7 protein-coding genes are annotated in these 15170 nt (G+C 34.1%); all 7 read left to right on the top strand.

The genetic code is table 11. The features are described 5' to 3' along the window. Positions 1-8: 8 nt before the first annotated feature. Positions 9-1778, top strand: a complete 1770-nt coding sequence (locus tag Z053_RS28660) for an aminotransferase class III-fold pyridoxal phosphate-dependent enzyme (RefSeq protein ID WP_025665736.1) — start codon at positions 9-11, stop codon at positions 1776-1778. After that, on the top strand, positions 1775-5572 hold the full coding sequence (locus Z053_RS0114520) for a beta-ketoacyl synthase N-terminal-like domain-containing protein (protein ID WP_025665735.1): 3798 nt from the start codon (positions 1775-1777) through the stop codon (positions 5570-5572). The genes Z053_RS28660 and Z053_RS0114520 overlap by 4 nt, the downstream gene beginning before the upstream one ends. 93 nt (positions 5573-5665) lie before the next feature. After that, positions 5666-8248 carry an efflux RND transporter permease subunit gene (locus Z053_RS0114515; RefSeq protein ID WP_025665734.1) on the top strand — a complete coding sequence of 861 codons (2583 nt, stop codon included), beginning with the start codon at positions 5666-5668 and terminating at the stop codon, positions 8246-8248. A gap of 161 nt (positions 8249-8409) precedes the next feature. Then, the gene (locus tag Z053_RS0114510) at positions 8410-9297 is read left to right on the top strand and encodes an outer membrane lipoprotein-sorting protein (protein ID WP_025665733.1); all 888 of its coding nucleotides are present in this window, start codon (positions 8410-8412) and stop codon (positions 9295-9297) included. A 223-nt stretch (positions 9298-9520) separates the two neighbouring features. After that, entirely contained in the window at positions 9521-10786 is a 1266-nt protein-coding gene (locus Z053_RS0114505) for a GMC family oxidoreductase N-terminal domain-containing protein (RefSeq protein WP_025665732.1), read from the top strand. Positions 10787-10867: 81 nt separating this feature from the next. Beyond that, complete coding sequence (locus Z053_RS0114500) at positions 10868-11698, top strand: SRPBCC family protein (protein WP_025665731.1); 831 nt, start codon at positions 10868-10870, stop codon at positions 11696-11698. Positions 11699-11883: 185 nt separating this feature from the next. Beyond that, a partial coding sequence (locus Z053_RS30205) for a Pnap_2097 family protein (RefSeq protein ID WP_241459834.1) occupies positions 11884-15170 on the top strand: 3287 nt, incomplete at its 3' end.

Genomic DNA, 15170 nt, shown 5'->3' with positions numbered 1-15170 from the left:
ATAAGGTCATGATAGCAATCGACGATATATTGGAAAAAATTGTTTCAAAGGAAATAGAGAAGAAAGAAGCTTTAAGATTTTTTGAAGAATTACCCGAAAAAGAGAAAAGTTATTTGGTTTCTAAACTAAAAACGCATTTGTCAAATAATGCTAACTCGGTTGAGAATAACTTTTCTGAAAAAAAAGATAATACACTTAAAGCAGTGACCGAGCTTCAGTTAAATGAAGAACATAAAGGATTCATTGATCAAATGGCTCAGAAACTGGAAAAAATTGCATCAAAATCCAAAGAAAATGCATCCGAGTGTCAGACATATTTTGTAGACCAAAGAAGAACCGGAGGATTGAAAAAAGCGTTAAAACGCTTACAATTTCATCTAACATATAGCAAGGGTGATGGAGCATACCTTTATGATATTGATGGCAATAAATATATTGATATCGCTAGTGATAATGGAGTTAACTTATTTGGTCATCAACCAGACTTTATAAAAGAAGCTATCTCAAAACGGTTGGATAAGGGATATCCTTTGGTAGGGTATACAGAAGAGCTCTCTCAGGCAACCAAACTTTTTAGTGAACTTACAGGCCACGAAAGGGTGCTCTTTACACAATCTGGTACAGAAGCAGTTATGTGGGCAGTAAGGATTGCTCGTGCAGCTACTCAAAAGAAAAAAATAGTAATTTTTGAAGGAGCCTATCATGGGTTATCTGATACAGTACTTGCAGCCAAAGATCAGTTTGGCAATAGTATAGCAATGGGACTGGGAATGGTTCAGGAATTTGCCGATGAGCTTATTGTTCTGGATTATGGAAACATGGACGATCTGGATATTATAGAAGATAGAGCACACGAAATTGCCGGGATTCTGGTAGAACCCGTACAATCGAGAAATCCAAGTAATCAGCCTGTCGAATTCCTAAAGGAGGTACGCAAGTTAACTCTTGAAAAAAATATTCTATTAATAATGGACGAAATGATCACAGGATTTAGGGCTTCTAGTAGCGGAGTACAGGGGCTTTGGAAGATTAAAGGAGACCTTGCTACCTATGGAAAAGTTCCGGCAGGAGGAATGCCTTCTGGAATGATCGCAGGATTTACCAAATACATGAATTATGTAGACGGGGGATCATTTGACTATGATGATGATTCGATGCCCAGTGTTAAAAAAGCACTTATGGCTGGCACGCATACAAGAAACCCAATTAAACTAGCTGCAACACTAGCAATACTCATCGAATTTAAAAAAAGGTGTTCAACTTCAGGAAACAAAACTGGTGAGTCGAATTCTGACTTCTTACAGGAATTGAATGAAAAGACCAGACTCATGTGCGAAGAATTGAATTCTTTTTTTAAGATTAAAAATGTGCCATTAATAATCGAGTATTTCAGCTCATTATTCAGATTTAAATTTCTTGATGATCCCAATGGAGTAGTAAAAGAGTTAGTTTTTGTTTTGATGAGAATAAATGGTGTTGAAACCAGCCCTTCAGGCAACTGTTTTTTAACATTAGCGCACTCTGATAAGGATATTAAATCTATTATAAGAATTGTAAAAAAAAGTATTGATACGCTATTGAAACAAAACTTCTTTTATATATCTGATAATATTGAAGAAGATGAAATAGTAGAAGATATTCTACCAGTAGCAGCTGCCATTCAGGACAGAATAAACGATCCCGAACAAGGGGTCAAAAAAAATGATCAAATGGAAAAATTAAGAAAATTAATTATATCCGATTTGAATAATTTTCAAGAAAAAGGAGTAACAATATGACAGTAGCAATAACTCAAAATGTTTTACAAGAGATCATAACGATCTTTGAAACCACATTACGACTCCCTGCAGGGAAATTAGATCCTAATGCTAATTTCGAGGATTTTGGTATTGACTCCATTATCTCTATGGAATTGATCAATAAAATATCCCGTAAGTTTAACATTACACTATCCCCTTCAAAATTCGTAAATGTAAACACAACTCAAGAACTTGCTGATTTACTGGAAGAGGAAATAATCAGTGTCAAAACGGATGATATAGACAATGTGCCTGAGACAAATAATTCACCAGAAATACAGATAAAATCAGCAGTCAAAAGTCCGACAACCGAAAAAAACATCAACTCAAATTCTACAAGAGATCGAACATCTAGCGGTAGAAGATCTGTTAAAGAATCTTATCATAAATTACTACATTTTATAGATCAAAAATATAAGATAGATCTGTCACACCTTTCTTTTAGATCGATTGATGAAATAGTAGATGTTTTGTTATCTCATCATAGTGATGATTTGATGCAGTATTACAACAATTTTGATCAAAGTAATGAGAATGATTTCAATGGAAAGGAAAAACAGATGCCCATTGCAAATGTGCCAGCTAAACCATCATCCCAAAACTGCGATATAGCTATTGTTGGTCTTAGTTGCAATTTTCCGGATGCACCTAATATTCAGACATTTTGGGAAAACCTGGTTGATGGTAAAAATAGCATCAATGAAATTTCGAAATCAAGATGGAATTGGGAAGATTATTATGAAGAATCGGTCTCCCCAGGCAAGACAATCTCTAAATGGGGGGCAATGATCAATGACATTGATTGTTTTGATCCGAAATTTTTTGACCTTGATCCAGAAGAAGCAATACTGATGGATCCTCAGGAGAGATTGCTGATACAAGAGGTCTATAAAGCATTTCAAGATGCAGGTGTAGCACCTAAAAAATTAGCCGGGTCCGATACAGCTATATATGTTGCTTATGAATATTCAGAATATGAAAATTATCTAAGAAAGAACATAAATAAAATACCAGTAGGTAAATATGGGCCTGTTTTCAGCTCTTCAAGCCCTACATATTATCTGGCAAACAGACTTTCGTTTTTGTTTGATTTTTATGGACCTAGTGAATCTATAAATGTTAACTGTGCAGGATCTGCAGTAGCAATTAATAGAGCCTATTACTCATTACTAAATAATGAATGCAGTACCGCAGTTGTAGGAGGTGTGTCTTTAAATTTATTTGAAGATGATTATATCTCATTATCACAATATGGTATGTTATCACCTACAGGAACATGTGGAGTTTTTGATGATGAAGCTAATGGTTTTACTCGAGGAGAAGGAGTAGCAGCCGTTGTTCTAAAAAGATTGGATGACGCCAAAAAAGATAATAACAGAATTTATGGTGTTATCAAAACCAGTCATCAGAATAATAGAGGTAATGCCAGATTTTTGTCAGAAGTAAAACATGAAGCGATTACCAATGTTATTACTAATTGCTATCAAAAGGCTTCAATAACCCCAGAATCAATAAACTACATCGAAGTTGATGGGTACGCGACAAAATGGGGAGATTCTTTTGAATATGAGGGAATTAAAAATGTATTTAGAGAACATAAGTCAAAAGAAAAAGAATGCGCTTTAGGTAGTGTAAAAGGAAATATAGGAAATCTGGAGGCCGTTAGTGGATTGGCTAGTTTTATTAAACTGGCACTTTCACTATATCACAAAAAGTTTCCGATGACCATATCAGGAAAAAAGATAAATACCTTTATAGATATTGATAATACCTCTCATCCTTTATACATAGCTAATAAAGAGTTACCTTTTGATATATTACGCGAGCATAATGATACTCCAATTAGGGCGGGGCTTAATTCTTTTGCAGATAGTGGAGTTAATTTGCATATTGTTTTAGAGGAATATCCCATTAAAGCACCAATATCCAAAATAGAAACTACAACGTCATCTCAGTTATTTGTTCTTTCTGCAAAAGATGGTGAACGTTTGGATCAATACATTGATAACTATATTGATTATTTATCTAATACTAAGACTGATTCATCTTTAGAAGATTTGATCTATACTCTACAGGTAGGTCGTGATGCCATGGATGAAAGATTGTCTATAGTTGTTTCCTCCCACACAGATTTGCTTGAAAAGTTGATCATGATCAAAAATTCGGGTAAGGAAACATCATTGGAAAAGGAAGGAATCTTTTACGGAAATATCAATCGTAATAAAGAAAACGGAATTATCAAAATCTTAACAAAAGATATGATAAGTACTATGGTTGAGCAAAGTCTAAAGGCTGTAAAGTGGGAGCAGCTTGCACAACTTTGGACCAGCGGTCTTCATATAGATTGGACCATGGTCTGGACAAACAAAAAAGTACACCCAGTATCTTTACCAGATTATCCTTTTGCCAAAGAAAGATATTGGGTTGACATAGATGATATAGAAAAATTAGATTCTAAAGAAAAACCGCCAGTATCAAAAAGTATAAAGAATAATGATATTCAGGTAATTAACGAAAATCCTGTACAGGCAGAGTGGTTCTTTTTCAGGTCTGATAACGGTGTGGAAATTAACCTTATGAAACCCACTGAAAAAATAAAGCTTTTCCTGAAACAGGAAATAGCCTTGCAAATAAAAAAACCAATTGAAAAAATATCTGAAGATAGTAACTTCCTAGACTTAGGAATGAACTCTATTGGGCTGATAACCATGATCGCTCAGGTCAACGATTTATTAGAAATTAATATTTCACCAGCTATTCTATTTAATAATTCAGAAATTAAAACTCTTACTCAGTATGTAGTAGAGAACCATTTGGAAAAAGTTGAAAAGATACAAGTTACAAATGATAAGGAGCATAAAAGTAAAAGTATAAGTGAAAAAGAATCAAAATCAAACGAATCAACACCTGGACTTATGCGTAAAACATTAGTGCCTATGCAAGTAAAAGGTAAGAAACGACCTGTTTTTGCAGTTCCGGGTGCAGATGGAAATATAATAACCTTGCAACACCTTATTTCAGCATTAGGAATAAAACAACCATTCTATGGTTTAGAACCGGTAGGGATTACAAAAGAAAATACTACTCTTGATAGTGTAGAAGCTATAGCTAAAGCCAATATAGAAGCAATTAAAGAAGTACAGTCTACCGGGCCATACCGTCTACTGGGGTTTTCTAATGGCGGTACAATTGCCTACGAAATGGCTAGGATTTTATTGGATCAAAAAGAAACGATAGAAGCTTTAATACTTGTGGATTGTATGTCTCCTACAATAGCAGGTGGTCATATGATTGATGATTTAGTAGAAGGGATTAAATCTATTTTCATTAACGCATCTGGTCAGAACGTGATCTTGGATGCAGAGCAATTAAAGCAGGTTCCTGAAAACGAAATTGTTGATTATATATATGACAACGTTAAGAATCTAGGATTTAATTTTCCGAAAGAACAATTGGCGACAAGTATCTACACCACAATTGCGAATGATAAATATTGTCGCGCTTATACGCCTATAAAATTACCAGAAGAAATAGAAATATTGCTTTTTAAAGCCACAGATGGTTATATGGATGCATATAAAAATGCTCCCGAAGATTATGGTTGGAATGCATTATTACATAAGCCGATCCTTATCGATCCTATTGAAGCTAATCACTTTTCAATTATTGATAAGAATAATAGCAAAAAGATTGCTAAAAAAATAAATGCTTTTTTCAATAAGACTACATCAAAAAAATCTACCGTAAAGCAAAAAGTACTTCAAAAACACTAACAGATTAAAAACAGATAGTGTACGATTAACCAACTATACCAGTAGAAATTAAGCTCTATTGGATTACTGTTTAAACATGTAATAAACCTTATTATGAGCAAGAACCCAAAATCCAAAACAAATTTTTTCGAAAATGTTACGCAAATGGTTCGGAAAAAAAGACTGATTATCTGGTTAGCTTTTGTAGCTATTACAATATTTACATTTTTGGGCATACCAAAGACCAAATTTGACATGACTATTGAAGGATGGTTTCCAGAAAATGATGAGGTTTTAGTAGCCATGGATAAGTTTAAAGCAGAATTTGGAAGCAATGAAGGCGTATATATAGCTTATAAGCCTTTAGATGGAGATGTGTTTTCTACTAAATCTTTAGAGGTAGTAAAGAAAATTCGTGAGGATATTCTCCATACGAAATATAATAAAGATTCAACAGCACTAAAACATATTGTTAAAGTTAATACACTCGTTAATGCTTCTCTTTTAACGGCAGAAGGTGATGTATTGGTTTCCCGAAAATTGGTGGGGGATAATGTTCCGACCAAACAGGAAGATATCGAAGAGATTCGTAAGCTAGCGCAATCTCAAAAGTCTTTTCCATTACTTTTCTTTTCAAAAGATATGAAGTATGGAGGAATACTAATCGAAACCGATTTTGGGACTGAGTTACTAGAAGAGGAACTACCTATTGTTACAGATGAAGAACTTGTTGAAGATGCTCTGGAAATGGATGAAATGGTCATTGCCGATATGAGTGAAATCAAAAAAAACGAAGAAAGAATCCGTTTCAAACGTGCAGACTTAAGTGAACTGGTTCCTTTAATGGAGGAAATCAATACTATTTTAGATAAACCGGAGTATAAAAGTCACCTAGAATATTATGCAGTAGGAAACGCTCCTCTGGCCTATGAGCAGCAAGCTATAGCCATTAAAGAAGCAGGCCCGATTTATTTAGGACTTTTGTTGATAATATCTATCCTGTTATGGTTTTTTATTCGTTCATTTAGTGCGGTGGCCTGGTCGCTTTTAATAGTTATAATAAGTGCTGCCTGGACTGTTGGTTTGGCAGGTTGGTTAGAAGTAGAAGTAACAGTTTTTCTAATGCTAACAATTATGCTGATCCTAACCGTTGGGGTCTGTGATGCTGCACATATATTTTCGGGTTATGTATATTTCAGAAATCAGGGAAATGATCGAAAAATAGCAATACAAAAAGTTTTTGCATCAACTAACAAAGCAATTGTATTGACGGCATTTACTAATATAATAGGTATGCTGGCCTGTTTTCTGATTCCGATTCCCCGTATTCAGGTTTTCGGTATTATGTCTGCAGCGGGCGTAGCATTTGCCTGTATTCTTACCATCTTCTTTTTGCCTTTATTATTAGATGTATGGGCACCTGGAAGGGAGAATACGCAACGAAAAAAGAAATTTAGGTTATCGACAGGTAAGTATCTCCCTAATTTTTCCATGTTTTTACAAAAAAAATTAAATAGCGTACCGTCGATAGTGCAAAAGAATCCCATTGGTATTATTGTGTTATTTCTACTAGTGTTAGGAATAAATATTTATGGTGTAACTGTACTTAAAATAGATACTAATATCGCTAATCAATTTGTCGAAGGTAGCCCTTATAGGGAATCTGCAGATATTATCGATGAGAAAATGATGGGAAGCCTAAATATGGAAATTTATTTGGACTTATCTAAAGCAAACGCATTTGAAAATCCTTTTGTCCTGAATACAATCGATAAACTGCAACGCAAGTTAGAAACCAAATATAATGATGTAGTTGTTAGGACATCATCTTTGGTAGAAGTTGTAAAAAAGGCTAATAAAACATTGAATGAAGAAAAAGAGGAGATGTATACCATTCCTGACAATCAAAACGCTTTATCCCAAACCCTTTTTCTTTTTAACCTGGCAAACCCAGAAGATCGTAGAAAACAAGTTTCTGATAATTATAGTAAATCTCATATTTCTGTGCAATTATACAATGTTGGTTCTCTTAAATATCTAAAAGTATACGAAGGCATGCAAAAGGATATTGATGAAGCAGTAACCATGCTCAAACAACAATATCCCGATACAAAAGTATCCATAACAGGTGCACTTCCTATGAATATGAGATTTGTACAGGTTATTGCCAGTAATGGATTGCAGGACATTATTATGGTTTTGATTGCGGTAACCATAGTCTTGATTTTCGTTTTTGGATCTATACAGGGAGGTTTGATAGCGATTATCCCAAACCTTATTCCATCCATGTTAACTTTAGGATTGTTGGGGTTAACAGGACGTTCTGTAGATATAGATATCCTGTTATTACTTCCGGTGGTAGTTGGTATTTCTGTAGACGATACCGTACATTTTATCAGTCATTATCGTGATAAGCTAATGATAGATGGAGATATTAAAAAGGCTTTGTATCATACGATAAAAGAAGTTGGTCAAGCAGTTACTTTTACAAGTTTAATTTTGGGATTAGGCTTTGGGATACTATCCTTTTCGGCGATGGAGGGAACTGCAAATGTTGGAAAATTTGGTTCAATCGCGATTTTTTCAGCTTTGATGTGTGATCTTTTCTTATTACCTGCTTTGATCTTGGTTTTTAAACCAAAATTTCAAAAGAAAGGAAAGCCAAAATTTCAAAGAAAAATGGTCGTGCAAAAATAATTCTAAGCAAAGTCATAAAAGGTAAAATATCCTCTTCCAATACTTTCGGCAATTACATCGATTTTCCTTTTTCTTATGGTTGTGGTTTAATTATCAGGAATAAAGGTTGTTTGACCATATAAATTAGTATTAAAATTTTTTTCAACCTAAATAAATAAATAATGAAAAAAAAACAGATTGTTTTATTGGTTGTTATGGCCGTTTTGATATCGTCATTTTCAAAAAAGATATTGCCAACTCGGTCAGCAAAAGATATCATGACAAAGGTGCAAAAGGTAGCTAAAGAATCCTTTAATACATCAGTTCAGAGAATAAAATTGGCTACCTGTAAATACACTGTATCTAATAAAAGGATTGTGTGCACTGAAGAAGCAAGAAATAAATTGCTGGAAAGTGTTGCAAAAAATTATGGAGAAAACCATCGGGATAGCCGATCAGTTTCTATTATAATTGAACCTAAAAAAGAACAAGGAGTAGGTATGTTAACTTATGAATATGGTGAGCTTGGTAAGGATAATGATAGCTGGATCTACTTGCCAGAATTGAGTAAAGTTAAACGTCTGGCATCAAGTAGTGATAGTAATGATAGTAGCGGAAGTTTTTTCGGATCAGAATTCTCACTTGAAGATATGGAAGACCTGAAAATTGATGAATATAACTACAAGATTTTAAAGGAAGAAAACTATAAAGGGCGCGAAGTATGGGTTATTGAGTATACTCCCACAACAGAAAGGGCAAAAAAATCAAAGTATAGTAAAACAATATCATGGATAGATAAAGAAAGATATATTAGTTTAAAAAAGAACTTATACGTTCGGGGAGATCATTACAAACAATTGACGATGTCAAAGATTGAAAAAATAGATGACGTATGGATCGCAAGGCGATTAACGATGAATAATCTTAGCACTCGTACAATAAGTATCATGAATATGATTTCGGTAGCCTTTGATCAAGAAATTTTGGACGATTTTTTAACTACAAGGACTTTGGAGGATTTTACGTTTAGAGAACGTAACTTAATCAAACTTCGTAATAATTTGAAATAGGATATAATTATTCGATACACAAAAAAGCTTCACAAAAGAAACGATCGTAAACTTTAGAATGTAGGATGAGATCGCCAAACCATTTGGTGTAAAAGTTTGATAATCATAAGTGAAATGGGTATCAATAATAGATAATTATCATTGTGCAGAATCATGATTTATCAACATTTTATAGTTATCAATTCACTACAAACTCACAGAAACTTTATAAGGAATAGTACATATGAAATATTCAAACAATGAGGAGCATTTTGATGCTATTGTCGTAGGTTCAGGAACTTGCGGTGCTACAATTGCAAAAGAGTTAAGCAAACAAAATAAAAAAGTCTTAATCTTGGAACGAGGAGGCAATGCACCTCTTAAAGAATCCATTATGGGATATGCTAAAATTTCTAACGAAGTACGTGTTGCAGATAAACTGAAAGATTTAAGAGCTTTTACTACCGGAGGCACAACCGCTATGTATCTTGCTGTGGCAGACCTGCCACCCATAGAAACTTTCAAGAATTTAGGAATTGATCTTACAGAAGATCTTGAACAAGTGCGTAAAGAATTACCAGTCGCCGAAATTTCGGATGGATTTATTGGTAGTCAGGCAAAAAGATTGGGCGAGAGTGCCATAGAATTAGGTTACAACTGGAAAAAGAAATTGATGTTGATAGATCAGTCAAAATTCAATCATAAAAATTATTATGAAGTAAAATGGAAAGCCAGAACCTATGTAGAAGATGCGCTTAGAAATGGAGCAGTTTTGGTTAACCAGGCCACTGTTTCTAAGGCAATTCTTGATCATAAAAAGGCTATTGGTGTTGAGTATCAAATTGGCCGAAAAAAGAAGGTGTTTAAAGCATATGGAGAAAAAATAATTCTCGCTGCAGGTTCACTGGCTTCTCCTATTATTCTTAAAAATAGTGGAGTCAAAAATGTAGTAAATCAAGGTTTTTATATCAACCCAAGTATTGGTCTTATAGGTAAGGTTCCGGACCTTTCATCTGCAGAAAACTTTTGCGGTTGTATGGGAGCAAAGCTAGATAATGATATCGAATTGATGGATGCTAATTTTCATCGCTTCCTATTCAATGTAGGGATGCTCGTCTCTGGTAAACCTTTACGCATAGCCTCATATCCAAAACATATTGGGATAACGGTTAAGGTCAAAGAACCCGTTGGAGGTAGACTTACTGAAAGTGGAAAGTATCATAAGGAGCTGACAAGTAATGATCACCAGAAATTAGAGAAAGGAATGGAAGCGGCTAATGAAATATTAAAAAATGCAGGAGCCAGAAAAATCTTTAAAACCGACCTTATATCAGGAGGAGCTCTGGGAACCATAAAAATAAAAGAGCATATCGATGAGAAACTTCAGACAGAGTATAGCAATTTGTACGTCTGTGATGGCTCTGTGCTACCCGAAAACGAAAGAATAACGCCAACTCTTACACTTGTTTGCCTGGCCAAATATCTAGCCAGAAACTTGATAGCTTCTTAAAAAAATAAATAACCAACCAAACAATCTCAAAACTAGCAAAAGCTAACGGTTTTGAATTATAACACAAAAACAATAAATAATATGGAACATTCTGAGAAAAATAAGACCAATGGTTTTTTATTGATCTTAACACTTTTAAGTATTGCGGTAGGAGCTGCTGCTCCTTTTGTATGGAATAGATTTATAGATGGACAATTAGGGGTTATAACCTTAGTTCTGGTTGAAGTACTATTACTAATATTTACTTTGACCTTAGTACATTCCTTATGGAAAAATTCAGGCTCTGGCCAATGGAAAATGAAATCAGATAAGAAAGGAATGGTGGTATATACCTTAAAAGTTCCGGGAGAAACTTGGTTAAAAATTAAAATAGTAGGAAGACTTAGAGCCAGATTAGCTAGCATTTTAACGCTTATGCGAAACCCTGATGCTGCAAAAGATGTTGGTATGTTTGATTCATACTATATAAACGGATCAGACCCAAAGTTGGACGGAGCAGATCCAAGACTAGTGTATTATACCTTTAAACAGAAGCTTTTTCCTCCTTTCAAGCATAGAGAATTTGTGGTTAAATCAGAATTTTCACAAGACCCTGTTAGTAAAGAAATGAAGTTTAATTTTGTAGCTGCTCCAGATAAATTACCTATTAATAAACGGTATCATCGAGTTACAAAAATGCATAATAGATGGCGGTACACTCCTTTAAAGAATGGAGAAGTAGAATATGAATTTGTATACGATGCAGTTGATCCAGGAGGATACTTTCCTTATGCACTGGCAAACTGGTTAATCCCTAGTATGCTGCCTTATGCGTTTGCAAAAATGCCCAAAATATTAGATAAAGAAAAATACCGTAATGCTGAAGTAGATTATGTTCGGGAAGTTGACCAACCTGAAGAAATGATGATATAAAAATCGGGCATAACCTCTTTACTTAGTTTCTTGCTATAGTAGATCATACATTAGAGAAAATTTCTAAAAGAGGTACATTATATCTACACCCACCCATTTAGATTTCAAATTATATTCAATTAACCAAGGCTGTAAAAAATTTGGCATAGGAGTTTATTTCCCAATTTTTAATGATTATAAATGCAATGAATAAAGTGTCTGAAAATCGAACATATAGTTTAAACATACCACAAATGTTATGGGATGGACTGTCTGAAAACTGGTTAATGAAAGAACTAGGTGATATACATTGGAAAATGATATCAGAAGGACTGGAAACAGAATCAGACAAGTTGATTGATAGTAATGGAAATAGGCTATATGCTAGCTTTGTTCGAATAAAATGGGAATCTAATAATTGCCTGAGTGAATTCAGTGAAAACGAAGAAATAGAGATTAAAAGCCATCTATCGAAGTATGGTAAAAAGATGTTTTTTAGTAATGGTCAGGTAAGCGGACATAATAAAGATATAAAAACAGAATTGATGTCCGTTTTTTCTTCTCGAAATTCGGGAAATAACGAGAAACTCGTAAAAGGAACACCTTTAAACGTAGAGCATAAAAATATTCCGGTTCACAATAAACTTCCTGAAGTCGCAAAAAACTTTTTTAAAGCAAAATCCTGTTTTTTTCAATCCGAAAAAAATGAAGAAGATAACGATATACAAGAAATAATTCTTAATGATAGCTCTTTTAATATCTCTACCGATATAGAGCCTTTGTTTCAAAAAAAATATCAAATTGATTCTTATGATGATATCAATGGTGTTGGGCTTTTATATTTTGCTTCATATCCCAAAATAAGTGATAAATGCGAATTGAGTTTTTTTCAGAAAAAATACATTGGAGAGATTGATAATTATAATTGGGCCAAAAATAGCTCTACCATTGCTAGAGATATACACTATTATGGAAATGCTAATGCCAATGAAGAATTAGTATATAATCTAGAACATTTTTCTTTCCTGGATGAGAACACAATCAAGCTAAGCTCTTCTTTAGTAAGGGAAAAGGATGGGGTGTTGATAGCAAAGATATTTACAATTAAAAAATTATCAGAACCATTAAACATTGCAAGTATTTGGATTAGAGGAGAAAAGGAAGATGAGAAAGAGTCTTTTTCAATACCACATACACCAAATCTGGAAACTGCTAAATTTTCAGATAATCCTTCAATGTTTAATCAAAATTTTAAAAAGAATAGCGATCTAAGTGAAGAACAATTATGCGAAACTATGGTCAGCTTTTTTTCTGAAATTTTAGAAAACAAAGAGATTACTATCCATACAGACTTAAGAAGGTTTGGTGTTGAATCTATTGTATATACCGAACTTTCAGAACATCTCAATATAGAGTATGGCTTGCAAAGTAATCCAAGTACATTTTATGGATTATTTACAGTGAAAGAAATTGCATCTTTTCTGCTTTCAGACCATAGTGTTATATCTGATTTAAAAGAAGATAACGAAGTTGTAAGCACTAAGAAAAATCATATAAATTCTGATGACATTGCCATTGTAGGGCTTTCATTAAAGGTACCTGGAGCGAATAATAAGGAAGAATTTTGGGAGAATTTGGTGAATGGAAATTCTTGCATCACTACTACACCAAAAGAGAGATGGGATTGGCCAGAAAATATCGATATAGATGGTATTCATAAAGGGATCAACTATGGAGGATATATAAAAGATGTGGATAAATTTGATGCATCTTTTTTCGAAATATCCCCAAGAGAAGCAAAATTAATAGACCCGCAACAAAGAATTCTTCTGGAATTAACCTGGGAACTAATTGAAAACTCTGGATACAAACCTTCACTATTAAAAAATAGTAAAACAGGTGTATTTATAGGTGCTAGTGGGAGTGATTATGAAACTTTATTACATAAAAACCCTGAAATTAAAGAGTTTTCGGCTACGGGAACGGCGATGGCAATGCTTTCAAACAGGATTTCATATTTTTATGACCTTGATGGCCCAAGCTTAACCATTGATACCGCTTGTTCCTCATCTTTGGTTGCCATAAATAATGCAGTTGCAGCCATCCAACAGAACCAATGCGAACAAGCCATAGTTGGAGGCATACATCTTATGTGTGAACCAACAAAGAGTATTGCTTACAAAGAATCCAATATGCTAAGTGTTGATGGCAAATGCTACACTTTTGATGACAGGGCTAATGGATATGTACGTGGTGAAGGAGCAGTGCTACTTCTTTTAAAACCAATGCCAAAAGCAATAGCCGATAGTGATAATGTGCTAGCTATAATTAAAAGTACAGCAGTAAATCATGGAGGCTACTCCGGAGGGGTAACTGTACCTAATCCAAACAAACAAAAACAGCTCATTGAAGAAGCATATACAAAGGCTAATATTGATATACAAAATGTATCATATATAGAAACACATGGCACAGGAACCAGTTTAGGAGACCCTATAGAAATTTTAGGTTTGACCAAAGCTTTTCAATCATTACAAGGTCAAAAAAATAAAAAATACACGCCTTGGTGTGGAATAGGTTCAGTAAAAACCAATATTGGTCATTTGGAAGCAGCATCTGGAATTGCCGGACTACTCAAAGTAATTATGGCTATGAAGCATAATTATTTACCTCCTACTCAAAATTTCAAAAACATAAACAGCAAAATTGAAATAGAAAATAAACCTTTTCATATTCTGGAAAATGGAACGGAATGGTTAACAGGCAAGGATCAAAAGAGAATTATTGCGGGAGTAAGTAGTTTTGGAATTGGTGGAGCAAATGCCCATGTAGTTATTGAATCCTATGAAAACGATGAGATAGAGAATTCTAAAGCAATCGAGGGACCACATTTATTTATATTATCAGCAAGACGAGAAGAAATACTGAAGAGTTATGCAAAAAGCATGCTGAATTATGTGAGCCAAAACACATCTATGACTCCTTATCAATTGTCATATACCTTGCAAAGTACCAAAGAGGAGATGGAACATAGGTTAGCTTTTGCATATGATACTATCGAGAATCTCAAAACATATTTGACAAACTTTCTGGAAGGAACTTTTCAATCTAACATTTATGTAGGTAGTATAAAAAAATCAAAACTAAACCAGCTAGATAAGAATGAAGTTATCGTAGATAGCTTGGATTTGGAGCACGTAGCCGAACAATGGTGCCTGGGTAAGAATATAAATTGGAGAAAATTATATCCGATTGATACTAAGACTCTGGAAGTTCCGACATATCCTTTTAATCACAAAAGAGGGTTTTGGGCTGCTTATAAAAAGCAACAGGATATTGTTGAAAAACATCCTGAATTAACTCCGCTAAAACTACAAGAAAAGGATAATGCTTTTGGGACTTTAGTAGAACTCCCGATTCCCATACGAGTTTTGCATACTACAGATGATACTATTATTTCTTCAGGAGAGGATTTTGATAAAGTATCAGTTTC

Origin of the sequence: Aquimarina megaterium XH134, assembly GCF_000520975.1 — a bacterium.
Taxonomy (GTDB): Bacteria; Bacteroidota; Bacteroidia; order Flavobacteriales; family Flavobacteriaceae; genus Aquimarina; species Aquimarina megaterium.
This window is presented reverse-complemented; position numbering and strand designations above follow the sequence as displayed.